At 42.6% G+C, this 24,577-nt stretch carries 21 protein-coding genes; 8 read left to right on the forward strand and 13 right to left on the reverse strand.

What is annotated here, in order from left to right; all coding sequences use genetic code 11:
• Positions 1-31: 31 nt before the first annotated feature.
• A complete protein-coding gene (gene glnK, locus ACF8FD_RS10670) occupies positions 32-370 on the reverse strand; it encodes a P-II family nitrogen regulator (RefSeq protein WP_004281042.1) in 339 nt (112 codons plus the stop codon).
• Positions 371-645: 275 nt separating this feature from the next.
• Between glnK and ACF8FD_RS10675 the strand changes: the two genes are divergently transcribed.
• On the forward strand, positions 646-873 hold the full coding sequence (locus tag ACF8FD_RS10675) for an accessory factor UbiK family protein (protein WP_058868719.1): 228 nt from the start codon (positions 646-648) through the stop codon (positions 871-873).
• A 65-nt stretch (positions 874-938) separates the two neighbouring features.
• Positions 939-2,426, forward strand: coding sequence for a YifB family Mg chelatase-like AAA ATPase (locus ACF8FD_RS10680; RefSeq protein ID WP_062033311.1), 1,488 nt, complete (start codon positions 939-941; stop codon positions 2,424-2,426).
• Between the two features lie 71 nt (positions 2,427-2,497).
• On the opposite strand, the gene ACF8FD_RS10685 is transcribed toward ACF8FD_RS10680, so the two are convergent.
• A complete protein-coding gene (locus ACF8FD_RS10685) occupies positions 2,498-3,268 on the reverse strand; it encodes a TorF family putative porin (RefSeq protein ID WP_148826912.1) in 771 nt (256 codons plus the stop codon).
• Positions 3,269-3,614: 346 nt separating this feature from the next.
• A complete protein-coding gene (locus ACF8FD_RS10690; protein ID WP_148826913.1) occupies positions 3,615-4,385 on the reverse strand; it encodes a TorF family putative porin in 771 nt (256 codons plus the stop codon).
• A 459-nt stretch (positions 4,386-4,844) separates the two neighbouring features.
• Here ACF8FD_RS10690 and ACF8FD_RS10695 point away from each other — a divergent pair, with 459 nt between their 5' ends.
• Complete coding sequence (locus ACF8FD_RS10695; protein WP_005401006.1) at positions 4,845-6,158, forward strand: OprD family outer membrane porin; 1,314 nt, start codon at positions 4,845-4,847, stop codon at positions 6,156-6,158.
• A gap of 102 nt (positions 6,159-6,260) precedes the next feature.
• Here ACF8FD_RS10695 and ppa read toward each other — a convergent pair whose 3' ends face one another.
• On the reverse strand, positions 6,261-6,785 hold the full coding sequence (ppa, locus tag ACF8FD_RS10700; RefSeq protein WP_004692877.1) for an inorganic diphosphatase: 525 nt from the start codon (positions 6,783-6,785) through the stop codon (positions 6,261-6,263).
• A gap of 118 nt (positions 6,786-6,903) precedes the next feature.
• The gene (locus tag ACF8FD_RS10705; protein WP_005401007.1) at positions 6,904-7,308 is read right to left on the reverse strand and encodes an MAPEG family protein; all 405 of its coding nucleotides are present in this window, start codon (positions 7,306-7,308) and stop codon (positions 6,904-6,906) included.
• Between the two features lie 107 nt (positions 7,309-7,415).
• Here ACF8FD_RS10705 and ACF8FD_RS10710 point away from each other — a divergent pair, with 107 nt between their 5' ends.
• On the forward strand, positions 7,416-7,796 hold the full coding sequence (locus ACF8FD_RS10710; RefSeq protein WP_005401008.1) for a hypothetical protein: 381 nt from the start codon (positions 7,416-7,418) through the stop codon (positions 7,794-7,796).
• A gap of 48 nt (positions 7,797-7,844) precedes the next feature.
• Here the strand turns inward: ACF8FD_RS10710 and ACF8FD_RS10715 are convergent, their stop codons facing one another.
• The 6 genes from ACF8FD_RS10715 to ACF8FD_RS10740 all read right to left on the reverse strand — a co-directional run bounded on the left by ACF8FD_RS10715 (position 7,845) and on the right by ACF8FD_RS10740 (position 16,673).
• Positions 7,845-9,524 (reverse strand): AMP-binding protein, encoded by a 1,680-nt coding sequence (locus ACF8FD_RS10715; protein ID WP_279679297.1) that lies wholly within the window; start codon positions 9,522-9,524, stop codon positions 7,845-7,847.
• A 149-nt stretch (positions 9,525-9,673) separates the two neighbouring features.
• On the reverse strand, positions 9,674-11,893 hold the full coding sequence (parC, locus tag ACF8FD_RS10720) for a DNA topoisomerase IV subunit A (protein ID WP_279679296.1): 2,220 nt from the start codon (positions 11,891-11,893) through the stop codon (positions 9,674-9,676).
• A gap of 535 nt (positions 11,894-12,428) precedes the next feature.
• Positions 12,429-13,748, reverse strand: a complete 1,320-nt coding sequence (locus tag ACF8FD_RS10725) for an MFS transporter (protein ID WP_279679295.1) — start codon at positions 13,746-13,748, stop codon at positions 12,429-12,431.
• A gap of 102 nt (positions 13,749-13,850) precedes the next feature.
• Complete coding sequence (locus ACF8FD_RS10730; RefSeq protein WP_004692884.1) at positions 13,851-14,495, reverse strand: trimeric intracellular cation channel family protein; 645 nt, start codon at positions 14,493-14,495, stop codon at positions 13,851-13,853.
• A gap of 59 nt (positions 14,496-14,554) precedes the next feature.
• A complete protein-coding gene (locus ACF8FD_RS10735; protein ID WP_279679294.1) occupies positions 14,555-15,022 on the reverse strand; it encodes a YchJ family protein in 468 nt (155 codons plus the stop codon).
• Positions 15,023-15,092: 70 nt separating this feature from the next.
• On the reverse strand, positions 15,093-16,673 hold the full coding sequence (locus tag ACF8FD_RS10740; RefSeq protein ID WP_279679293.1) for a TerC family protein: 1,581 nt from the start codon (positions 16,671-16,673) through the stop codon (positions 15,093-15,095).
• 335 nt (positions 16,674-17,008) lie between these two features.
• Between ACF8FD_RS10740 and ACF8FD_RS10745 the strand changes: the two genes are divergently transcribed.
• Positions 17,009-17,629, forward strand: a complete 621-nt coding sequence (locus ACF8FD_RS10745) for a TIGR00730 family Rossman fold protein (RefSeq protein WP_279044809.1) — start codon at positions 17,009-17,011, stop codon at positions 17,627-17,629.
• A 59-nt stretch (positions 17,630-17,688) separates the two neighbouring features.
• On the opposite strand, the gene ACF8FD_RS10750 is transcribed toward ACF8FD_RS10745, so the two are convergent.
• Together ACF8FD_RS10750 and ACF8FD_RS10755 are read right to left on the reverse strand one after the other, a co-directional pair.
• Positions 17,689-18,663, reverse strand: a complete 975-nt coding sequence (locus ACF8FD_RS10750; protein ID WP_004692891.1) for a hypothetical protein — start codon at positions 18,661-18,663, stop codon at positions 17,689-17,691.
• 166 nt (positions 18,664-18,829) lie between these two features.
• Positions 18,830-20,737 carry a choice-of-anchor I family protein gene (locus ACF8FD_RS10755; RefSeq protein WP_279679292.1) on the reverse strand — a complete coding sequence of 636 codons (1,908 nt, stop codon included), beginning with the start codon at positions 20,735-20,737 and terminating at the stop codon, positions 18,830-18,832.
• 160 nt (positions 20,738-20,897) lie between these two features.
• Between ACF8FD_RS10755 and mdtD the strand changes: the two genes are divergently transcribed.
• From mdtD to dinB, 3 genes are all read left to right on the forward strand, one after another.
• Positions 20,898-22,292, forward strand: a complete 1,395-nt coding sequence (gene mdtD, locus ACF8FD_RS10760; RefSeq protein WP_178928447.1) for a multidrug transporter subunit MdtD — start codon at positions 20,898-20,900, stop codon at positions 22,290-22,292.
• Positions 22,293-22,462: 170 nt separating this feature from the next.
• The gene (locus tag ACF8FD_RS10765) at positions 22,463-23,176 is read left to right on the forward strand and encodes a GH25 family lysozyme (RefSeq protein ID WP_058868703.1); all 714 of its coding nucleotides are present in this window, start codon (positions 22,463-22,465) and stop codon (positions 23,174-23,176) included.
• 136 nt (positions 23,177-23,312) lie between these two features.
• Complete coding sequence (gene dinB, locus ACF8FD_RS10770) at positions 23,313-24,374, forward strand: DNA polymerase IV (protein WP_279679291.1); 1,062 nt, start codon at positions 23,313-23,315, stop codon at positions 24,372-24,374.
• Positions 24,375-24,577: the final 203 nt, after the last annotated feature.

A 24,577-nucleotide genomic window follows, 5' to 3' on the forward strand; every position in this document is an offset into this window, starting at 1 on the left:
TTATGTGTTACTCAGCAAACTTCATGCCAAATTAAACGGCATCGGCACCTGTTTCACCTGTACGGATACGGATGACTTGCTCTAAATTTGTGACGAAAATTTTACCGTCGCCAATTTTTCCTGTGCTAGCAACACGTGTGATTGACTCAATCACCGCGTCGACCATTTCATCACTGATCGCGATTTCGATTTTTACTTTTGGTAAGAAATCAACAACATATTCAGCGCCACGATAAAGTTCAGTATGACCTTTTTGACGACCAAAGCCTTTGACTTCGGTTACCGTGATCCCTTGAACACCAATTTCAGACAGTGCTTCACGCACATCATCCAATTTAAACGGTTTTACAATTGCAGTTACGAGCTTCATGTTTGTTTTCCTTCGGCTTATTTCACCAGTAAGGTTTTATGTTCAAATTTCATGCCAAAAATTCTTAGGTTGGGGGGAAAAGAAAGTCTGACATGAGTTTTCTTTATACCCTATTCTATACATTTAAATGCGTTTTGAGCTTCAAAATTCAGGTTTTTTAGTCGAAGATTTATGATTTTTTTACAATCGATGAAATCATATTTCATCTGAAAGGCTATAGAGTCAGAAGCAGCAATGGTACACTGCTGTCACTTCTCCAACTTTTGGATATAGAAATGATTGAAACTTTATTACAAGCCATACTGGAACAAGTCGAACAACCTAAACAAGACTTAGAACATAATTTACGCGCACTGCTCAATGAAGTAGTCACTAAGATGGATTTGGTTTCCAAAGATGAAATTGAACGTCAACGTACTGCGCTGAATAATGCCAATTTGCGTTTAAATGACTTATTGAAACAAGTGGAAGCTTTAGAGTTACGCATCCAGAACAAAAAATGAGCACCTGTTTGGTGCAATAAAAGACGCATAACGAATTAAAATAATGCACTATAATGGAACAAAAGATGTCTTTTGCCAAAATTTACACTCGAGCTTTGCTCGGTTTACACGCACCTTCGGTTGAAGTTGAAGTTCATCTGAGCCAAGGACTACCCTCTTTAACCATTGTGGGGCTTCCTGAAGCAGCCGTTCGAGAAAGCAAAGATCGGGTGCGCTCCGCCATTATCAATAGTGGCTTTCAGTTTCCGACTAAACGCCTCACCATTAACCTTGCACCCGCAGACCTGCCCAAAGACAGTTCACGGTTGGATTTGCCTATTGCACTGGGTATTTTAATTGCCTCTGGTCAGCTCCCTGAGCAAGGGACTGAAAATTTTGAATTTATAGGTGAGTTGGCACTTGATGGGCAACTGCGACCAATTTCAGGTACTTTAAGTATTGCGATTGCCTGCCAGCAAGCTGGGCATCAACTGATTTTACCTGAGGCCAATGCGCAAGAAGCCTCTCAACTGCCCAACTTTCAAGTGTTTGCAGCGCAACATTTAAAACAAGTCTGTGAGCATCTGTCGCAAAACCATCTCATCCAACAGTTTCAACCCACGGCGCTAAAAGCCTCACAGCACTACAAATTTGATTTGGCCGATGTTAAAGGTCAACTGCGTCCGAGACGTGCCTTAGAGATTGCGGCAGCAGGTGGTCATTCTTTGCTATTTAAAGGACCGCCAGGGACAGGGAAAACCCTATTGGCTTCACGTTTAGCCAGTATTCTCCCACCCTTGAACACGCAAGAGAATTTGGAAGTGGCGAGTATTTACTCGGTGGCCAATCATCAACATCCTTTTGGACAGCGGCCATTTCGTGCACCGCACCATACAGCTTCTGCGGTTGCCTTAGTCGGTGGCGGGTCACAACCCAAACCCGGTGAAATTACTTTGGCACATAAAGGCGTGCTGTTTTTAGATGAACTACCAGAGTTTGACCGCAAGGTTTTAGAGGTTTTAAGACAGCCGATTGAAGCCAAAGAGATTGTGATTTCGCGTGCTTCACGGCAGATCACCTTTCCAGCCAATTTCCAACTAATTGCCGCAATGAATCCGTGTCCCTGTGGTTATGCGTTTAATCAAGATAGCCGTTGTCAGTGCTCAGCCGAGGCGATTAAACGCTACCAAAACCGTATTTCCGGGCCTTTGCTGGATCGAATTGATTTACATATTGATGTACCACCCTTGCATGCGTCTGAATTACAAGACACACAAGTCGTAGAAGACTCGGCAACTGTACGTGAGCGCGTGATTCAAGCTTATCAATGGCAAATGCAGCGCCAAGCTTGTCTCAATATGGCTTTATCACCCAAACAACTCGAACAATTCGCACCGCTAGATGGACAAGCGGCTTTAATCTTTGAAAAAGCACAACAGCGTTTAAATTTGTCTGCTCGGGGTTATCACCGTATTTTAAGAGTGGCCAGAACCATTGCGGATTTGGCCCAGTCAGAGCACATTCAAACGGGACATTTGACTGAAGCTCTCTCCTACCGACAGCAAAATGCCTAAAAATCGCTAAATTCCACATAGAAAAACCCCTCTAGTCCTTAGGACTAGAGGGGTTTTGAAGATGCGAAAACTTAGAAAGTTTTAGTTAAGGTAAACACGGCACCTGTTTCTACACCACGTGCTGTCACATGATCCAGATTATCAGTATCAATATTGGTTCCTACTGCTGCCAATTCTGCTGTTGCACCAGGAATAGACTGGAATGCATAAGTCACACCCACTTTCCAATCGACATAATTGTCATCATCACCAAATGAATATTTATCTTCATCACTGACCACGGTATAACCCACATTCGCAACGCCACCAAAGCCCGTTGAACCAAATGGAATCGTATAACCAGCATTGATGTTCCAGCTGTCTGTATCTGCTGCAACATAGTCATTGGTATAGTTTACATTGGTCAGTAGGCTGTCCCCTTCAGTAAAGACACTCGCAAAGGTTAATTTGCCATAAAACTCTAACCAGTTCAGATCATCTGCACTTGGATAGTTGTAATACACCATACCCACATCAAGCACTGGCTTGCTGGCAAAGCTTTCTAATGTTGTTGCAAAACCAATCGATGGATCGAGCTCTAAGCTCGGTGAACCTTCGCCAAAATCAACATTTGAACCCCAAAGACCCAAATACAAGCCTGAGTCATGTGCCAAAGTAAAGCCCGCTTGTACCGCTGGATCATTTTGGGTTTGAGTTAAACCACGGAAACGATAGTCGGTTGTTACAGCAGCACTTCCGCTAAAAGAGAAACCAAACGGTAATGCTGGCTCGTCATCTGCGAAAGTGAATGTAGAAGCTGAAGCCACCACAGCTAAAGATAATGCTTTAAGTGCAAATTTCATTGTTTGATTCCCCCACATCGTATCCGACGTTTTTTGGTTATTTCGATAAACTCATGTAGCTAGTAGCAATAGCTATGCCACATTCAATTCAATACCAGACCCATTTTTCAAAAAATCATATTAAGAATTTGTTTTTATTAAATTTATATTAAATATAAAAAAATTAACTCACCCTCAACTTGATCGTTAAATATCTTCGCGGTGAATTGAAGCCAAGCTGATCAAGCAAACATAATTGTTTACAATATGCGCTATTTTGAGACTCATCTTTGGAACGTACGTTTTTAAGTGCATAAAAAAAGTGCATCTCCAACCGATCAGGATGCACTCTTCATATCTTTAACATTTAAAAGTTGTAAGTTAAACCCAGCACCAAATGGTCTTCTAAATCCTCGCCCATACGATTATGTACACCATAAATATAATCCGCAGACATTTCGATCCCTCTCTCTGCAAAGGGTCTACTCAAGCCTAAGCGAACTTCATTAACAGTAAAGTTCTTCTCTGTAGTGAGTATGGCATCATCATGCTGACGATAAATCGATGCACCAATTGAGCTATTGAATTCAAAGTTTTGTGGAAGGGCATAGTGATGTGCAAGGCTTAAATAGGTATCGCCCGCATTGGCATAGCTCACATCGGCTAAAGCCACCGTGACGCCTACATCAAAGTCTTTATAGCTCAGACTATTTACAAATTCCGCTCCAGTTGTACTTCGGTGTTCTGTTCGATCTTCATTATAGACCGAGCCGCCATCATTATATAAATAAGTCACAATATGTGAGCGATAGCTTAAATCTGGACTGAGTGTGCCTGCATAACCCATATAAAAATCATGCTCAACACCGTGATCTTTGCTGACATCTGCTGCATCATAATTCAGTGTTGAAGCCCAATAACCAGCATATAGACCAGATGCATGTTCATATTCAAGCCCTGCTTGTAGGGTAGGCTGATCATTTTCAATACCCCCACGATAAATATACTGACTGAGCACAGCAAGGCTTCCGCTAAGTCCGCCTTCTGAGCTTTGTTGCTGGGGCTCACTTGCGTTGACCAACACACTGCCAGTGGAAAAAATTAAAAATAGTGCAATTTTATGTGAATTTTTATGCATTTAAGCTCTCAAAATTTCTTTAGACATGAATCATTTACTGATTCCATACCCATAAATTTTAAAGCTATTTTTTAACAATGGGTCAATTTTCCCTAGGTAACTGCTGTGTAATTCATCGTTTGCCAATCTGGCTATGGGTGATTTTGAGCCGATTCCAAAAGCCCAGAAATATCTGAACACTTTGATTCATAAGCTAAAATGACCTCACAGTCTATATATTATATTCTGCAATACATAGCGAAAAACAGAATTAAGAAGAGAAAAATAATTCAATGTTTTATAAAGATTTATTTTAGTAAACCGAATATTTTAACTAAAATTAAAATATTTCAAACATATCGCTTACAAAAAAATGCATTACTTTAGTTGAATATGTTAAATAAAAATGACAATTTTTCAGCGATTACTTATACAATTGCTGTTCTCTTTCCATCCAATTTGTATAAGGTTCGCTCCCCAATGCAAAACACAAAAAAATTAGCATTAGCAGTTTTAGTACAAACTGCACTTATATCAACAGCTTTTGCGAGTGAGCAAAGTGAATCTAAAGGTTTCGTTGAGGACGCTGAAGGATCAGTGTTATTTCGTACTGGTTATTTAAGTCGTGACAAGAAAAATGGTGTAGCTGATACAAGTTCAGCAGCTCAAAGCGCAATAGTTAAAATTGAGTCTGGTTATACCAAAGGTATCGTTGGGTTTGGTTTAGGCGTAGTTGGTGATGGTTCGTTCAAATTAGGCGAAAATAACCATGCTGGCAACCAAATGATTCCATTGCACAACAATGGTGCAAAAGATTCAAATGGCCATGTTGATGCTTATGACCACTGGGCTCGTGGTGGCGGTATCGTCAAAGCGCGTATTTCAAATACTGAAGTGCGTTATGGTACTCAAGTACTCGATTTACCTGTTCTTGCAAGTAATACTGGACGTATGGTTCCTGAATATTTTACAGGTACTTTATTAACTAGCCACGAAATCAAGAATCTTGAAATTGTTGCTGGTAAATTTACTAAGAACCAAATGTCTGATCAAATCAAAACCGATGCTGACGTCAATGGCAATGGTCTTGATCGTGCAATTGTTTGGGGAGCTAAGTACAAATTTGATGACAATTTAAATGCATCTTATTATGGCTTAGACAGCAAAAATGCTCTTGAACGTCATTATGTAAATGTGAACTTTAAACAGCCTTTAGCGAATGACAGTTCATTAACTTACGATTTAAGTGCTTATCATACTAAGTTTGATGAAGCAGCAAATACTTATTCACAAACCACTGATAACTTATCAGATCGTAAGAATGATATTTGGGCTCTTTCTACAGCTTATAATACTGGCGCACATAACATCATGGTTGCATACCAACAAAACAGTGGTAATGTTGGTTATGACTATGGTCAAAATGCTGATGGCTTCCAAAGTATATACCTTCCAAACTCATACCTTTCTGACTTTATTGGTAACGATGAAAAATCTGCCCAAATCCAGTACAGTCTTGATTTTGGTAAATTAGGTATATTACCAGGTCTAAACTGGACAACTGCATTTGTATACGGTTGGGATATCAAAGTCAAAGATATGACGAATGATGCGCAAGAGCATGAATTCTTTAACCAAGTGAAATATACAGTTCAATCTGGTTTTGCTAAAGATGCGAGCTTACGTTTACGTCATTCGTACTACCGTGCAAGTGATGAATATCAAACAAATGCATACATTGGTGACACCAACGAATGGCGTGTTTGGTTAGACATTCCTGTGAAATTCTTCTAATTTCTATGGAAAAGCTAATCTAATAAAAAACCTGCACATTGTGCAGGTTTTTTATTGAAGCCTACAATCAAACACAGTTCAATCGAGGCTTCATAGACAGAATTATTTTGCTGCTTCGATTGCTTTAAGCACTTCTTGCTTAGCAACTTCAGAACCTTCCCAACCTGTTAATTTAACCCACTTCCCTGGCTCTAAGTCTTTATAGTGCGCGAAGAAGTGTTCAACTTGTTGAATCAGTAAAGGTGGAAGATCGGTATATTCTTTCACGTCTTTATAAATTGGCGTTAACTTGTCGTGTGGAACTGCGATTAATTTCGCATCGATACCACCGTCATCTTCCATGTTCAATTTACCCACAGGACGGCAACGAATCACTGAACCTGGTTCAACTGGATGCGGCGTTACAACAAGTACATCTAATGGGTCACCATCTTCAGACAAGGTGTTTGGTACATAACCATAGTTCGCTGGGTAGAACATTGCTGTACCCATGAAACGATCTACAAAAAGCGCATCCGAATCTTTATCAATTTCATATTTGATTGGTGCTGCATTTGCAGGAATTTCGATGATCACGTAGATATCGTTCGGTGCATCTTTACCCGCAGGGATATTGCTATAGCTCATAACATCACTCTTTAACAAGTTAAATCTTTTAAAAAACCGCATCGATTATAACGGTTTTTGAGAAAAAAATATTTCTGCGATTATACATCCACTGGGTGAAAATATGTATGTTTCGCACTTAGCCCATCGTTAGTCGAATGACCAACAATAATAAACAAATAGGACAAAGCAGTGACAACAGCCAAACGATCGATCGAAGCGTCGACCAGTTGGCCAAATAGCAAATCCCATACACCACACGAAAGACAAGATAGGCAATACCAAACGTCATGGTGACCACTTGCGGAATCACCATATATTCAGCCATTAAGATAGCGGCAATAAATAACGGTAAACTCTCAAAGCTATTTTGCTGTGCCGCATTGGCACGTGCTGCCAGACCAGTCGTCTTGGCGAGAAATTCACGCGGATGTTGATTATCTTTGGCGCGAAATCCTGCTGTTTTTTTAGCAATGATTGTAAATACGTAAGGCAGTAAACAAGCAATTAAAATGAGATAAATAATCCCGCTAATGCTTTGCATTGGTTTTTTCTCATCAAGATCATTTCGACGGCTATCATAGCATGGCATTCCGAGGATAAATTTGGTTAAATTATAGTGTTTTTATAATTTCCCGATGAGACTCCAGCATGGCTAGCCCTGATCAAAAAGAAATGTTCGACGTGCTCGAAATTCAGCGTCAACATCAACGCCAAGTGGATCGTGTTTTAAAGATTGTGCTTCCCGTTACTGCATTTTTATTGGCGGTCATTTGTGCCAATATGAATATTGGTTCGACTCTTGGCACACTGGTCATGCTGATCATTGCATTTTGGATGGTCGGGATTAAACGTCAAAACCTATGGTCTTGGTTGCTTGCAGTGACCGTCTATTGTCTGATCGATAATGTCCTGAGTTTTGGTAGTTTTGCTTTCCCAGCCTTTAGTCGTCAGTGCGGTACGATGCTGACCTTTGTTGGCATCTTAGGCATTGGCCGTCCCTATATTGATCGCTGGTTAATGAAAAATTAAATGCGAACATGAAAAAAAGCGCCTGACGGCGCTTTTTTTTATTTGAACTTAAGCTGTTTTACGTAAATCTTTACGTAGGATTTTACCTACGTTTGATTTCGGTAACTCATCCAAAAATTCAACATAACGCGGACGTTTGTAACCCGTTAAGTTCTCTTTCGCAAAGGCCAAGACTTCTTCTGTGGTTAAAGATGGATCTTTCTTCACCACAAACAGTTTTGGTACTTCACCTGATTTTTCATCAGGTACACCAATGGCAGCCACTTCCAATACTTTAGGATGCTTTGAAACCACTTCTTCGATTTCTGAAGGGTAAACGTTAAAGCCTGACACCAAAATCATGTCTTTCTTACGGTCTACAATTTTAACATAGCCGCGAGCGTCCATGACACCAATGTCACCCGTACGGAAGAAACCATCTTCAGTCATCACTTTAGCTGTTTCATCTGGGCGGTTCCAGTAGCCACGCATCACCTGAGGACCACGGATTGAAATTTCACCTTGTTCACCCAATGCAACTTCATTACCATCATCATCCAAAATCGCAACTTCAGTTAATGGCAATGGAATACCAATGGTGCCACTGAACTCTTCAGATGCAGGTGGATTTGCCGTTGCAACTGGTGAAGTTTCAGATAGACCGTAACCTTCGATAATGTTGGTTCCAGTAATTCGCTTCCACGCTTCAGCTGTAGAAGGAAGAACTGCCATACCACCACCCATTGCCATTTTTAATTTGCTGTGGTCGAGTTGCTTAAACTCTTCATTGTTCACCAAGGCATTGAATAAAGTATTCACTGCTGGGAAAAATGATGGTTGGTATTTACGTAATTCTTTCATTACCCCTGGTAAGTCACGCGGGTTTGGAATCAAAACATTCGCTTGTCCTTTGTACATACCGTACATCGCACAAACCATAAACGCAAAAATGTGATAAAGCGGTAATGCGCAGAAAATGCGGTCATCGGGTTGGCCGTCTTGTGCACCAAATTTACTTTGGAAAATACCATCACACTGCAACATGTTCGCCACAAGGTTACGATGCGTCAGTTCGGCACCTTTAGACACACCTGTCGTACCACCTGTATACTGAAGAACCGCTGTGTCACTTAAAGTTAAATTTGGTCGCTTATAGTTGCTTGCACTAACTTTCGACATTGCCGCATTAAAGCTAATATGGCCAGGAATATTCCATGCTGGAATTTGCTTACGCACAGAACGTAATACAAAGTTCACCAGTGTGCCTTTTAATGCACCCAACATGTCACCTACAGAGGCAATCACAACATGTTTAACTGGGGTTTTACCATTAATCGCTTGATAAACAGAGGCAAAGTTTTCGATGATCACTAAAACTTCTGAACCCGAGTCATTTAACTGATGTTCAAGTTCACGCGCGGTATACAGTGGATTGACGTTAACCAGTACTAAACCTGCACGGAATACACCCAAAGCAACGATAGGATACTGCAGAACGTTCGGCATCATCACAGCGACACGTGAGCCTTTTGCTAGACCCAAACTTTGTAAATACGTTGCAAATTTACGGCTTGCTTCTTCTAACTCACTAAAAGTGAGTACTTTATCCATAAAGATAAAAGCATCACGAGAGCCAAATTTTTGGAAATTTCTTTCAAATACATCAACCAATGACGTATTTTCTGGTGGCAATTCTACAGTCTCTGGAATCCCCGTTTTTTGGTATTCTGCGAACCAAATCTTTTCCATATCGCCCGATTCTCCTATCAGTAATCCTTAAATTCTCAGCTGTTGTTCTCAATATTAAGCGCTCTTTATTTAACTTGTGTTGCTTAATATTGCATCCATTTCCCGCATACATACCATATATAACGTATTTTGATCAATGGATGCTAGTTTTATCTCTGAACTAACAGTTTATTTGCTTTTTGATAACCACGTGGTAATAACTGCCCTTTTGATGCTCTTTTGCCTATGTATTTTTGCAAGTCATCACCCTTCAATTTTAATTGCTGCTGTCCTGCAACGACTTGCAGTATTTCATCTAGCGTTAATCTTGTCATGAATACAATTTGATCTTTCTCTTCAAGTTGTATCAATTTATTACCTTTACCTTTATTTAAAACAGGCAACTCTGACAACTCTAAAATCAACAAACGACCCGTTGAGGTCAATAACGCCAAATGGGTGGCCTGATCAACACTGGTTAACGGCATAACTGTGGCATTTTCAGGTAAAGTCAGGAAGGCTTTACCTGCTTTTGCATTGGTATCTAACTGTTTTGCCTGTGTTTTAAAACCATACCCTTTGCTACTCAGCGCCACGACTTCGTCTTCATCATCAGCAATGAAGACTTGTTTAAAACCGATACCACTGGCTGGGGACAATTTTGAACTCAACGGTTCTCCCAGACCACGCGCGGACGGTAGGCTATTAATGGCTAGTGCATAACTACGTCCTGACTCATCCAGCACATACACGCGCTGATTCGATTTACCTTGTGCATGACTGAGGTATTGATCACCCGCACGGAAGTTCAGGTTTTCGGCATCAACTTCATGACCTTTGGCTGAGCGAATCCACCCCGCTTCAGACAACACCACAGTCACAGGATCAGCAGGCATGAAATCTTGCTCACTCATCGCCGTCGCTTCTGCACGATGCACGATTGGTGAACGACGGTCATCGCCGTATTTTTTCGCATCATCTTTGAGTTCATTGATGATCAAAGCTTTTAAAGACTCTGGATTAGCCAACTGTTCACGAATCAGTGCAGCTTTGGCTTCTAACTCTTCTTGCTCACGGCGCATTTCCATTTCTTCAAGTCGAGCCAAATGACGTAATTTGAGTTCTAAAATGGCTTCGGCCTGAATATCATCAATATTAAAACGTGACATCAACTCCGCTTTGGGCTGTTCTTCTTCACGAATAATACGAATCACTTCATCAATATTTAAATAGGCAATAATCAAACCGCCCAAAATATGTAAGCGTTTTTCAATTTTATTCAGGTGATATTGCAGACGACGGGTGACGGTTTCCTTTCGAATTTCAATCCACTCCAGCAAAATACGACGAATCGATTTCACTTGTGGACGGCCATCCGCACCAATCATGTTCATATTGACCCGATAGCTCGACTCAAGATCGGTGGTGGCAAAAAGGTGACTCATTACCGCTTCAGCATCAATCCGATTTGAACGCAGTACAATCACCAAACGGGTTGGGTTTTGATGATCTGATTCATCTCGTACATCGCTCACCAAAGGCAGTTTTTTCGCCTGCATTTGATCTGCAATTTGCGAAATAACTTTCGAGCCTGACACTTGATAAGGCAAGTCCGTGATCACAATTTCATTTTTTTCGATGCGATAGACCGAACGCATACGGTAACTGCCCCGACCTGTGCTTTGTATTTTTAACAGCTCTTCAGACGGCGTAATAATTTCTGCTCTGGTCGGCAAATCGGGTGCAGGAATATATTCTGCAACTTTTTCATCGCCTAGATTTGGATTACGAATTAAGGCAATGGTGCCTTTCACGACTTCACGCAGGTTGTGTGGTGGAATGTCCGTAGCCATACCAACCGCAATGCCCGTAGTGCCATTTAACAAAATATTCGGAATACGTGCAGGTAAAGTCACAGGCTCTTTCATCGAACCATCAAAGTTGTCCTGCCAGTCACAAGTTCCCTGTCCCAGTTCAGACAAAAGTACTTCACTATACTGAGATAATTTGGCTTCGGTATAACGCATCGCCGCGAATGATTTCGGATCATCGGGAGAACCCCAGTTACCTTGACCTTCAATAAACGGATAACGATAACTAAAAGGCTGCGCCATCAGCACCATCGCTTCATAGCAGGCCGAATCACCATGCGGGTGATACTTACCGAGCACATCGCCAACGGTACGCGCAGATTTTTTGGGTTTACCGCTGTGTTTCAGCCCCAATTCACTCATGGCATATACAATACGGCGTTGTACAGGTTTTAAGCCATCGCTGATATGCGGTAAGGCACGATCCATGATCACGTACATGGCGTAATTGAGATATGCTTGTTCAGTAAATTCTGCTACGGAACGGTTTTCTGTCGCTTGATGCGCAAGGTTCGTCATAACAACCTGTCATCCTAATTAATCGTTTTTTGTTTAAGTTCTTATGCTATGTCGCAGGCTCTGCCTATACAAGTGAAAGCGTACACCACTACGACAAATTGCGTCTTTAGATGTTCCTAGTGTCGTAAAATTATCCATTTTTTTTAAAATGAGCAACTAATTATTTTGAAGTTCAGTTCCTGTGTTCATCTCTGCTCATCAATGAAAATGGTTAAGCAACTTCAGTCTTCTCAACTTGATCGATACGATCGACAAAAAATCTGCCCATCCTCGTCCAAAATGCGACACAACCAATTGGATAGATTGCATCAATCAAGTCGCAGCTATTTAAATAGCCTCATCATGCACGGGGCTAACTTTTATCAAAATGCAATGTTGAGAAGCCACATTTCAGCCGAGCAGATTGAATTTTTTATTGCTGAGTTGGATCTTGTTATTGGTTATTTTCAGATCCATCATCTAGATTTTATCTTGAGATTTACTGGAGACTGAGAGTCTCAGCACATCAGACGCTCAATCTTCAGCGCGAACTAAATTACAGTCCAATTTCTTCCAATGTTTTGCCTTTGGTCTCTTCACCCAAAATCAAAATTACCGCTGCCACCGCAAGCAATACTGCGGTAAACATCATGAAAATCGCACTAAATCCATTGCTCTGTACCATCATATGTGTCACCACCATCGGTGCGACAATGCCGCCCATACGGCCAATGGCTGATGCCCAGCCCGAACCAAAAGCCCGGATATTGGTTGGATATTGCTCTGGGGTATAGGTATACAACACCCCCCATGCACCGAGGTTAAAGAATGACATCAAACAACCCCAGAACATGATCATGCTCACAGTATCGGCTTGACCAAAGAAATACGCGGAAACTGCACACATGCCAATAAAACCAGCCAAGGTTACTTTACGTCCCAGCTTTTCGACCAGCCATGCTGCGGCCATATAGCCTGGCAGCTGTGCCAAAATCATCACCAAGACATATTCAAAAGACTGAACAATGCTATACCCCTGCTTCACCAGCAAACTGGGTAACCATGTAAAAATGCCATAATATGAGTAGACAATACCAAACCAAATCAACCACAACATCAAGGTTCTACGTGCAAATGCCCCCGACCAGAGCTGGGTAAAAGACACATTCTTTTTTTCTGCCACTGGTTTAACGATGATATGTTCAATCACTTCCACACCGCATTGGCGTTCAATCTGCTGCACCAAAGCGTGCGCTTCCACAATGCGGCCACGGTTGATGAGATAAGGAATTGACTCAGGCACTTTGAACCAAATCACAATGGCGTACAGTGCAGGAATCCCACCGATTAAGAAGGCCATATGCCAGTCAAATTTTGGAATCACAAAATACGCCACCAATGCAGCGCAGAGCCAACCTAAGCCCCAAAAGCTTTCTAGCAGCACGATAAAACGCCCACGCACCTGCGCAGGAATGTATTCACTGACCAAGGTCACCGCTACTGGCAACTGTCCACCTAAGCCTAAACCCACAATAAAACGAAACACCAACAACCACGTTAAGTTCGGGGCAAAGGCACAGGCTGCCGTCGCTAAACTGTAAATCACTAGTGTCGCGGCAAAAACTGTTTTACGCCCAATACGATCGGCTAGACCACCTGAGCACACCGCACCAATCGCCATTCCGACAAAGCCAATGGAGACCACCCAACCTTTCTCGGTTGGGGTCATGTGCCAGTCTTCGGCCATTTTTGCCAAAATAAAAGAAATCAGCCCCGTGTCCATGGCATCGAACATCCAGCCCAAGCCAATGACCCACAACAGGGTGTAGTGAAATTTACCGATCGGTAAGCGTTGTATGCGAGAAACTAAATCCATAGCTCGGCCTCTAAAGCGGGAAAAGATAGCGGGCTGCTTTCTCAACAGGCTTTATCATTATGTGCTTTTTTATACAAATAAGGCGGTCAAATCGCCGTTATTTTAGCTCGCATCTTTCGAGGAAGCCGATTGCTCATCATCATCTTGATAAATGAATTTCGGCATTTCTAAGCCGAAGTAAATCGCGATTAAACGTAAACTAAAGCCAAAGATCAAAGTCGAAATCACAGTCAGCTCAAGTGATAAACCGAGCTGAATGCAGCCCCAATAGAAAATCACCGCGACAAAAGAAATACTGGCATACAGTTCACGGCGGAAGACCAAAGGGACGTCATTACACAAAATATCACGTAAGATACCGCCCGATACCCCTGTCAGAACTCCTGCGACCGCAGACACCACAAAACCATGTCCCATTTCTAAGGCAATTTGACAGCCAATGATGGTAAAACCGATCAGGCCCAGAGCATCGAGCACCAAGAAGATATTACGTAAATGGCGCATCCACTTGGCAATCAAAATCGTCATAAAAGCGGCAAAACAGGTCAGCATCAAATATTCAGGATGCTTGACCCAAGTCAGCGGATAATGTCCTAATAACACATCGCGGACAGAACCGCCGCCCAGCGCTGTGACACAAGCAATAATCACCACACCAAACCAATCCATACTACGCCGACCCGCCGACAGTGCACCTGTCATTGCCTCTGCTGTGATCGCTATAATATAAATAATAGTGAGTAACATCGCCTGGATTCCATATAGGCTAATTGATGCGCGCTATTCTAAGCCAAATTTGCTTAAAATTATAAAAATTGTGCACAACATTGTTTAAATTTTTTCCCTGAACCGCAGATGCACGCTTGTTTCATGGTGATTTGCATTTCAGTGGTTGGATCTAAAAAATACCATGCCTCTGCATGTTTCACAAAATGTGAAATTTCATGATGTATCTGTGGCGATGTACCATCATGATAATAGGCTTTGAACTCGACCATGGCATGGTTTTTATCGAGTTTTTCATTGGCCTGCACGACGTCTAACTTCAACCATTGATTGCTTCGACTCCACTCTGCAATTGCTGCAACATCTAGAGCCTGTTGCTGCCCCAACGCTGTGGTTTGTACAATGTAATCAATTTGTTGTTTAGCAAAAGCACTATAACGTGAGCGCATAAGTTGAGCCACGCTCTGCGCATGACTTTGTCCCAAGTGCAAAGGCTGACAACACTGCTTATATTCGCCCTGTCCACACGGACACTCAACATTACTCATGATTTTTCCATAAAAAATAGCTCGACATTGCGAGCTATTTTAACCTGTTCAAACCAGATTACGGTTTGTTTTAAGATGATTCCTTGTGCAGATCCGACTTTGGAATCACATGCACCTTTTCAATTTTGTGCCCATCCATTGTCACCACTTCAAAAATACAACCATCTGCTTCAAGGCTAGAGCCATTTTCGGGTAAACGACCTAAATGAAAGAGGATATAGCCTGACAAGGTTGAGTACTGATCAGACTCGTCGACCAAATCACGATCCAACAATAACGACACATGGCGAATATCGGTTGAGCCATCGAGCATCAGGCTGCCATCTTCTAAACTTTCAGCCACATTGTCTTCAGCATCTTCATCGGGGAACTCCCCTGCAATCGCCTCTAATACATCAATCGGCGTGGCAATCCCTTCAATCGAGCCGTATTCATTCAAGACCAAAGCCATTTGTAACGGTGCTTGACGCAGTTGTTCCATTACCATCAGGACTTGTGCATTTTCATGCACAATCACAGGCTCACGTAAATGTTTATCAAAATCGAGTACACCCGTTTCAATATATTCATTCAAAACTTTATGGGTCAGTACCACACCAGCGATGTTGTCTAACTCGCCCCGTGCCACGATTAAACGTGAATGCGTAATACTGAGTAGTTGTGATTTGATTGAAGCTTCTTCATCCTCTAAATCAATCCACTCCAACTCTGGACGTGGGGTCATCACGGACTTCACAGGACGCTCGGATAAACCCAGCACCCCTTGTACCAAGACACTATGATAGACCCCATTTTCAGGATCAAACACTTCATCCGCATAGGCGCGAGTTGCCAGGACATCTTCAGGCTCAGAGGCATGATCATTATTTTTACCGCCCAACATTCGCAGCACCGCAGACGCAGTTTTATAGCGGAGATCTGTGGTGGTGACCATTTTCTCTTGATTACGGCGCATGGTTTGGTTGATGAGTTCAACAATCACCGAGAAACCAATCGCGGCATATAAGTAGCCTTTTGGAATATGGAAACCAAAGCCTTCTACAATCAATGAGAAACCGATCATCATGAGGAAGCCGAGACACAAAATCACCACGGTCGGATGTTTGTTGACGAATTCCATCAAGGCCTTGGATGCCCACAGCATAATGCCCACGGCGATAACCACCGCAATCATCATCACAGACAGATGTTTAACCATACCGACTGCGGTAATCACCGAGTCTAAGGAAAACACAGCATCCAAAACCACAATCTGAACGATCACCATCCAAAACACAGCATTGGCTGGACTTTCTTCTTTCTGAACCACTTTGGCGTCAATACGTTCATGCAGTTCCATGGTGCCTTTAAACAGCAAAAACACCCCACCAAACAGAAGAATCAAATCGCGTCCTGAGAAAGGATGATCGAAGATATGGAACAGCGGCTCGGTCAGTGTCACCACCCAAGCAATTGAGGCCAACAGCACCAAACGCATTAAGAGTGCAAGGATCAAACCAACAACACGGGCCGTATTACGTTGTTCTGGTGGAAGTTTCTCCGCCAAAATCGCAATAAAAACCAAGTTATCAATCCCGAGCACAATTTCCAGCACCACTAAGGTGAGTAATCCCACCCACGCAGAAGGATCAGACATCCATTCAAATATCATGTGATCTGCTCCTGTCGAGGGGAAATATACGGTGCATAACGCAACTTAAGCGGATGAAAAGGAAGATTCAGCACCAATGGCTGTAATTTTTTTTCGGAAAACTGAAGATGTCTTGAGCGACAACTACCACTACCCATGTTCGTTCTTGTGTTGTAAAACAGGAAATAAGTATAGGCAAGATCTACATGAAATTCATCTTTTTTTCAAAATCGCACTGTTTTAAAAGATTTAACAAATTATTACCCGATTGTTAGATTAAATACAGCTTGCCGTCACATTTCTTGCTTAAACTAAGAGAGAAAAAGTAGATAAAGCAAAAGGTAAAAACATACGCCATGAATAGTGAATTAAAAATATCCTCTCTCAACACTGAAGTAAATGTTCAAACCACTCAACCTCTGATCGCACTTTACTGCGGTTCTCGTTCAGGCAATAAACCGATTTATCAAGAAAAAGCGATTGCACTGGCACAAGGTTTAGCCAAACAGGGTTTTGGTCTGGTTTATGGGGGGGCCAGCATTGGCCTCATGGGACAAGTGGCCGATGCCATGATTAGCCACGGCGGTGAAGCAGTCGGCGTCATTCCAGAATTTATGCTGGATTATGAAATTGCGCATCACCAACTGACCGAATTACATGTTGTACAAACCATGCATGAGCGCAAAGCCTTAATGGCCGAACGTGCAAGTGCCTTTGTCGCACTACCTGGTGGTTTAGGCACTTTTGAAGAAATTTTAGAAGTGGCGACCTGGGGACAACTAAACCAACACCAAAAGCCGATGATGATTTATAACGTCAATGGTTTCTATGACGCACTGATTGCCCAGTTGGATCATGCAGTAGAAGAAGGTTTTCTACCGCCACAGCACCGCGCAAAAGTAATTGTATGCAACCATGCTGAACAGATTTATTCAGCCATTGCCAACCTCGGCAGTCCAGCACACTTTGCCATTTAAACCCTGTTCTTAATGCCATAAAAAAGCGAGCCTAGAGCTCGCTTTTTTAACATGTGCGTTTATTGCCCATAATGGGTGACAAAGTTATAGAACCACGGCAGTGTGGTCGCCAAAATCACGGACATGGCTAAACCAAACATCAATTTCATCGCATCTTTACTGACGTTACGCGAAGTGCGGTGTTTGTTCACTTCATCAAAAATCATCGACATTGCAAACTCACGACCTGCAAGTAAACCTAAGAATACCCATGTGGTACTCATTGGAATATTGCTCCACTCTTTGAACACCAACAAAATCAGGGCATACATAAAGTCAATAATGGTCGCTGCACGAATATCGGTGACACCTGTTTTAGTATCGACAATCTTCTGAATCGCACCGCCGCGTTGGTACAAAATTACCGCCAACAACACCACAAAGACCGTGATAGCAAACAGTAAAAATGAAAACGGCACTTGACGGGGTACATAGACGAAAATATTGGCCAAATCTTGAATCAGCCACTGACTCCACAGAAAAGCCGTAGAGACCCACTGTAGCCCAATCCAAATATGCGATGGTTCTTGATTACGGGTTTTTGCAAAATACTTCGCGACTTGGCGCATCACAAAACGATAGACAATAATCGCAACCACAAAGGCCACCGCATAGCCCATCATCGATTTCACCATCATCGAGCCTAAACTTGCAGGCGAGAAAATGGTTAAAACCAAGAAAGTGGTACTGACGGGAATTCCGTATTTGGTTAAAAATAACAGCAAAATCGGTGGCACAATATAGAGCCACGTGACCCCACCCTCAGGAAAAGGGATCGTTTCTAAACGACCATATGATGCATCCCCCACACCGGATGCATACCAACCATAAATCAACACCACCACCAAAATGGTGCTGATAAAGAGCCAAAGCACCCACCATGGACGATGTGCATTGGATGAAATAAACGTACCTAATGTCTGTGGCACATCATTTCCGACGATAGAATAAGCGGCTAAACAGAAGCCTATCACCATCAAAATTTCGATTGTCATAAAACCAACCTTTTGAATAATTTATTCCAAGACAGTGCCCTTGGACGTTTGCCAAAGATTATGACGGTTTTATTTCATTTTCATGACATCCTTGTCATATATTTTTTGTAGCGCCATAAAAAAGAACACCGTAGTGCTCTTTTTTCAAAGTCAAAACTCAGTTTTTTTAATTGAGTTTGACTTCATAAACCGCTGTACTACCACTGACTTCATTTCCCACCACCAACAGCGGGCGACCATTGGGTGAATTCTTCGCCGCGATGAAAATCAAACCTTCTGGGCCTAAGTCACCTTGCTTCGTGACTTCTGTTTCATTGGTATTGCGATGGTTCAGATACTGAACAAATTTAGCCTGATTCGGGTTGCTAATGTCATACACCATGATGCCACTGGCACGCTCAAGTCCAATAAAGGCAAAGGTCTTTTCACCAATTTTACCCAAAGTCACGCCTTCAGGTTCAGGACCTTTATTGTCACTACGGTCATCAAATTTAAATGCTTCATGATTGCTATTAAATTGCTCTGGGAACAGCTCCGCAATTTTTTGCTCAAACTCACTCCCCGAGTCCCATACAATCTGTTTGGTTTCAGGGTCGACAATACTCACCGAACGACCACCATAGGCGTATAATTTGTCATAAGTCAGACGACCATTTTCATCTAGCTTCGGCAGACCTGTTAGTGGATCTTTTTGATAACCTTGCGTCCAACTAATGGTCAAACGTCCAATTTGTGAATCTTTAATTAAATTATCCGCGCAGACTTCTGTTGCATCAGCCGTTTGACAAGGTTTAAACACCTCGGGGTTTAATTTTGCCCCTTTCACGCCCGGTGCAAGCTGACGTAAATGCGCGGCATAATCACCTTTGGCGTCAAAACCTGCTTTTTTAAACAAATGTTTGATGCGTATCTCTTCAGCATAACCAGCATTTAAGTCCCCGCCTTCAAAATATTTGGCTTCATCCCCTAGCCATTCACGGGCATCCCCCTCATTGGCCGTGACCAAATAGGTTTTACCGTTGGCTTGATATTGTGCAATGGCATCGGGCATATACATGCCATATAGCCCCGGCCAAGAGCGAATATTAATCATGCCTGCATCTTTTGCACATTCTGTAATACTACGTCCCAAAGAGTCTTGACCAATAGCACAGTCACGGTCACTTCCATCCAAGGCATTTTCAGGCAAACTATGGTCCTTGTAGCCCATCGGGAAAAGATCAACAAATTGATTTTTTGCTAGGTCTAGGACCCCAATAGCATTATTTTCCTGCAAACTAACCCATGCTTTTTTACCATCAGCACTGACTGCGATATACTCAGGCTCTAGGTCTTGTGCAACGGTGGTCGTTTGAATACCTGCGGTCGCTACATTTGAGTATTGACTGATGTCTGGGCCAAAAATACGAATGCCTGCATCTAATAAGTCTTGTTTACGGTCATTCCATGCGTGGAAGCCCGCAATGCTTGCTGTTGGTTTTTGAATATCTGAAATATCAATAATGCTGACCGAACCTTCGGGATCGACTTGATACCCTTCATTCGGTTCCGCTTCATTCGCTACCAGTACTTTTCGACCATCAGGCGTAAAGGTCAACATATCTGGCAAAGCCCCCACGTTGACTTGGCTGATAAAAGAGAGATCCTGTGCTTTAAAGAAAGCCACAATACCAGTTTGGGTTTTATCCTCAGCCTGAACCGCCAGTGCCACGATGCCATTATGCACCGCGACACTATTCACTTCGGAATTGGCTAAATAAGTTTTGGCATCCAAAGATTGGATATATGTCGGTTGCGCTGGCTGGGAGAAATCTAAAACATCGACCATGCCCTTTTGTGCATTCACCACGAACAGACGCTTACTCGCAGCATCATAGGCGGGGATCTCCGCTGCACTCTGTCCAAATATCCCCGACTCATAACTTGCAAGATGAACCAGTTCAATACTATTCGGCGTGGCTTCCTCTACCACTGGTGGTGATGTGATGGTTTGCGCATCATCACTGTCATTACACCCCGCTAAGCCCAACCCCATGCATGCCAAAAAGACAGCACTATATGTTTTATTCATCATGATCTAAATATCGGTTCAAATTTAACCAATGTATGACGTACGCGTTGCAAACACATGACGTAGAGATGTCAATTTGATGGCATGTGATAAATGCACATTCGCAACAACAGTCCAACTTAAATTAAGCTAAACTGTTTAAAAATTTCACTTTGTTGTATCTATGAACCAAACGCCGACCCATCAAGCACTCGCTCCTGAGTACCGTCTTTTGGTACTTCTGGTTTCGATTGGCTTTTTTATGCAAGGCTTAGATACTACCATTGTGAATACTGCTCTACCGGCTATGGCAGTCAGTTTAAATGAAGACCCGCTGCAAATGCATAGCGTGGTGGTGGCCTATGTGCTTGCCGTTGCTGCCTGTATTCCCTTGAGTGGCTGGCTCGCCGACCGTTTTGGGGTGCGCAATACTTATTTCAGTGCCATTATCATTTTTACCCTTGCTTCACTGGGCTGTGGCTTTTCTGAAAGCGTAAATGAGTTGTTGTTCTATCGCGTGCTACAAGGCATCGGTGGTGCATTATTGCTCCCTGTTGGCCGCTTAGCCATGCTCAAAGTCATTCCGCGGACGCAGTTTTTATCAGCCATGAGTTTGATGAGTCTCGCGGGACTGATTGGCCCTCTGATTGGTCCAACACTCGGGGGCTGGTTGGTCGAAGTCAGTACATGGCATTGGATTTTCCTGATTAACCTCCCCATGGGGCTGTTAGGTGTCCTGATTAGCTTTAAAGCCATGCCGAATGTCACCGAGCAGAATGTACCGCGTTTTGACTTTTGGGGTTTTATCCTGTTGGTGATCACCATGGCAGGGCTATCTCTAGGGATTGAAAATTTTGCCAGTCCGCACCTGACTTTATGGTGGAGTATGGGGCTGATTGTACTGAGCTTGGCGACTGCGCTTTGGTATGCCTATCATGCACATACCCATCAAAATGCGCTATTTCGCAGTAAACTGTTTCGTAACCGCATTTATGCCGTGGGTATTTTAGGTAACTTCTTTGCTCGCCTCGGTGGCAATGCCATGCCTTTTTTGATGCCACTCATGCTCCAAGTAGCTTTCGGTTTTGAACCTTTTGTGACAGGCCTCTTGATGATTCCAACAGTGCTAGGCTCACTGGCCTCAAAACCCATCATTCGTCACTTGATTCAGCGCTTCGGGTATCGCCACGTGCTTTTGGTTAACACCTTGTTGGTTGGTGCATGTATCGCCAGTTTTGCCCTCAATACCGCAGACACCCCAACTTGGCTGCGCGCGCTGCATTTCTTTATTTTTGGTATGCTGAACTCACTGCAATTTGTATCTATGAACACCCTCACGCTGAAAGATTTACCACAACAAGATGCCAGCAGTGGCAACAGTTTTTTGTCAATGATCATGATGGTTTCGATGAGTATTGGCGTGGCTCTGGCAGGTACTTTGGTCAATGTCTTTACGGCATATTGGGGCACAGATCACATCGTCATGGCATTCCATAACACCTTAATTGTTTTAGGATGTATTAACCTGATTACCGCAGCTATTTTCTGGCACATCCCCAAAGATACCGTGGATGAATAACAGATACAAAGTGCTGCCATTCACTGACCATAATCATCATGGTCAGTTCCGCAAATTCGAGCTATGATGATGAGCTAAAAACCAATACCTGCAAAAGCATGTCCGCAAGAAAGAAAGTTTCCACGCCGTCAAAAACCTCATATCCCTATTACATACTTGCCTGTGTAGTGATGCTATGTATCGGACTGGGGATCACCTATTTTTTCTTGCAGAACAATATCGCATCTGCCCAAGAGTATCCGATAAAAGGCTTTGATGTATCTCATCATCAGGGCGACATCCAATGGCAATCCATTTCTCCCCAAGAGTTTAAATTCGTTTATTTAAAAGCCACCGAAGGAGGAGATTTCAAAGACCGTAAATTTCAGGACAACTGGCTCAAAGCTCGTGAACAAGGCTTTTTGGTCGGGGCTTATCATTTTTATCGTTTATGCCGTGATGGCCAGATTCAGGCGCAGAACTTTATCGAAACTGTGCCGAAGAAAACCGATAGTTTGCCGCCTGTGATTGATTTGGAATATGACAGCAACTGTATCAACACCTATACCAGAGAACAGCTGCTCAAAGAAATTCAGGTCATGCACGACCAACTCTATCAACACTATGGTTTGCAACCCATTTTTTATACCTCTAAAGCATTTTATAATATTGTTTTGGTCGATAAATTTAAACAAACTCCCCTTTGGATTCGTGAATATCAAGGCCAGCCTGAGCTCAAAGGCAATCCGAAATGGACCTTTTGGCAACACACCAGCCAAGGTCAAATTAAAGGCATACCAACCTTGGTGGATCTCAATGTATTTCAAGGCTCAGAGCAAGATTGGATCAGCTTTTTAGAGCGCCAAGGGCTTTATCAACTGCCACAAAACTTACCGATCAAGTAGAGCAGTTCCAAGCTCAGCATTGAAGTTCAAATACAAAAAACACCAAGTCAAACTATGTCGCTTATGCCGCATACAGGACTACGCAATCGATCTGAATAGTGCAATACTGCCTTAGATTTCAATATTAAAATTCAGCATGCGAAAAATCATTCACATCGACATGGATGCCTTCTATGCCTCTGTGGAGTTACTTGATCGTCCCGACTTAAAGCATTTACCTGTGGTGATTTCTTCACACCATCCTCGTGCTGTCATTGCAGCTGCATCCTACCCTGCACGTAACTACGGACTCCGCTCGGCCATGTCGATGACTCAAGCCAAAAAACGCTGTCCTCAAGTGGTAGTTATTGAACCTAATTTCTCTAAATATCGTGCGGTCTCAGAGCAAATTCATACAATTTTTCAGCGTTATACCACACTCATTGAACCGCTTTCCTTAGATGAAGCTTATTTAGATGTAACGGAAAATTTACAACAACTGGCCAGTGCCACAGAAGTCGCTGAACGCATCCGTGCTGATATTTTTCAGAGCACAGGACTGACTGCCTCTGCGGGTGTTGCACCCAATAAGTTTTTAGCCAAAGTTGCGTCGGACTGGAATAAACCGAATGGTATCTGTGTAATTAAACCCTCACAAGTTCAGCAGTTTATTCAGCACTTGCCGCTTAAAAAAATTCCTGGAGTGGGTAAAGTCAAGCAAGAAAAATTACATGCACTCAAACTTGAAACTTTAGGTGATTTACAGCATGAGGATGAAAATGTCCTGATTCATCATTTTGGCAAGTATGGCAAACAGCTCTATCTCTATGCACAAGGGATTGATGAGCGTCCTGTACAAGCGGAACGAGAACGTCAGCAAATTTCAAAAGAAACCACTTTTGATGATGATTTAACCATTGAACAATGTCTCCAATTTTGGCCCAAGTTGATTGCACAAGTCTGGCAAAGCTTAGAGAAAAAGCAACTGTATGCCCGCGGTGTCACCGTCAAACTGAAACTGAAAAACTTTCAAACCCTACAGCACAGTAAAATCTTCAAAATGCCATTAAAGCATCAAACTGAACTGCAAATGACCTTAGATATCTTACTCAAAGAAATGCAAATCACACCGGATAAACAATTTCGTCTTATCGGTGTTGGGGTCTATGCTCTTTCGACTCAAGAGCCTTTACCCCAGCTCTCTTTATGGTCTGACTGATTGCTCAATCAGTCATTTTTTAACCAAAAGAACAAAAATAATGCAAATTAGCATTCACAAACTGTGTTTTTAGAGTAATCTAATGACGCGCTGCATTTATCCATGTAACCGCTGAGATGCTAAAACTTACCTTTACTTTTAGCATACGTCCTGTGATTGGCGTGACGATCAAATCCGAAGATTACAGGACATCTCTGATATTT

It is taken from the genome of Acinetobacter sp. TYF_19, assembly GCF_043105125.1.
Lineage (GTDB): Bacteria > Pseudomonadota > Gammaproteobacteria > Pseudomonadales > Moraxellaceae > Acinetobacter > Acinetobacter johnsonii.

Excerpts from the sequence above, each read along its gene's own strand:
- glnK (WP_004281042.1), bottom strand. The coding sequence starts at position 370 with ATGAAGCTCGTAACTGCAATTGTAAAACCGTTTAAATTGGATGATGTG.
- ACF8FD_RS10675 (WP_058868719.1), top strand. The coding sequence starts at position 646 with ATGATTGAAACTTTATTACAAGCCATACTGGAACAAGTCGAACAACCT.
- ACF8FD_RS10680 (WP_062033311.1), top strand. The coding sequence starts at position 939 with ATGTCTTTTGCCAAAATTTACACTCGAGCTTTGCTCGGTTTACACGCA.
- ACF8FD_RS10685 (WP_148826912.1), bottom strand. The coding sequence starts at position 3,268 with ATGAAATTTGCACTTAAAGCATTATCTTTAGCTGTGGTGGCTTCAGCT.
- ACF8FD_RS10690 (WP_148826913.1), bottom strand. The coding sequence starts at position 4,385 with ATGCATAAAAATTCACATAAAATTGCACTATTTTTAATTTTTTCCACT.
- ACF8FD_RS10695 (WP_005401006.1), top strand. The coding sequence starts at position 4,845 with ATGCAAAACACAAAAAAATTAGCATTAGCAGTTTTAGTACAAACTGCA.
- ppa (WP_004692877.1), bottom strand. The coding sequence starts at position 6,785 with ATGAGCTATAGCAATATCCCTGCGGGTAAAGATGCACCGAACGATATC.
- ACF8FD_RS10705 (WP_005401007.1), bottom strand. The coding sequence starts at position 7,308 with ATGCAAAGCATTAGCGGGATTATTTATCTCATTTTAATTGCTTGTTTA.
- ACF8FD_RS10710 (WP_005401008.1), top strand. The coding sequence starts at position 7,416 with ATGGCTAGCCCTGATCAAAAAGAAATGTTCGACGTGCTCGAAATTCAG.
- ACF8FD_RS10715 (WP_279679297.1), bottom strand. The coding sequence starts at position 9,524 with ATGGAAAAGATTTGGTTCGCAGAATACCAAAAAACGGGGATTCCAGAG.
- parC (WP_279679296.1), bottom strand. The coding sequence starts at position 11,893 with ATGACGAACCTTGCGCATCAAGCGACAGAAAACCGTTCCGTAGCAGAA.
- ACF8FD_RS10725 (WP_279679295.1), bottom strand. The coding sequence starts at position 13,748 with ATGGATTTAGTTTCTCGCATACAACGCTTACCGATCGGTAAATTTCAC.
- ACF8FD_RS10730 (WP_004692884.1), bottom strand. The coding sequence starts at position 14,495 with ATGTTACTCACTATTATTTATATTATAGCGATCACAGCAGAGGCAATG.
- ACF8FD_RS10735 (WP_279679294.1), bottom strand. The coding sequence starts at position 15,022 with ATGAGTAATGTTGAGTGTCCGTGTGGACAGGGCGAATATAAGCAGTGT.
- ACF8FD_RS10740 (WP_279679293.1), bottom strand. The coding sequence starts at position 16,673 with ATGATATTTGAATGGATGTCTGATCCTTCTGCGTGGGTGGGATTACTC.
- ACF8FD_RS10745 (WP_279044809.1), top strand. The coding sequence starts at position 17,009 with ATGAATAGTGAATTAAAAATATCCTCTCTCAACACTGAAGTAAATGTT.
- ACF8FD_RS10750 (WP_004692891.1), bottom strand. The coding sequence starts at position 18,663 with ATGACAATCGAAATTTTGATGGTGATAGGCTTCTGTTTAGCCGCTTAT.
- ACF8FD_RS10755 (WP_279679292.1), bottom strand. The coding sequence starts at position 20,737 with ATGATGAATAAAACATATAGTGCTGTCTTTTTGGCATGCATGGGGTTG.
- mdtD (WP_178928447.1), top strand. The coding sequence starts at position 20,898 with ATGAACCAAACGCCGACCCATCAAGCACTCGCTCCTGAGTACCGTCTT.
- ACF8FD_RS10765 (WP_058868703.1), top strand. The coding sequence starts at position 22,463 with ATGCTATGTATCGGACTGGGGATCACCTATTTTTTCTTGCAGAACAAT.
- dinB (WP_279679291.1), top strand. The coding sequence starts at position 23,313 with ATGCGAAAAATCATTCACATCGACATGGATGCCTTCTATGCCTCTGTG.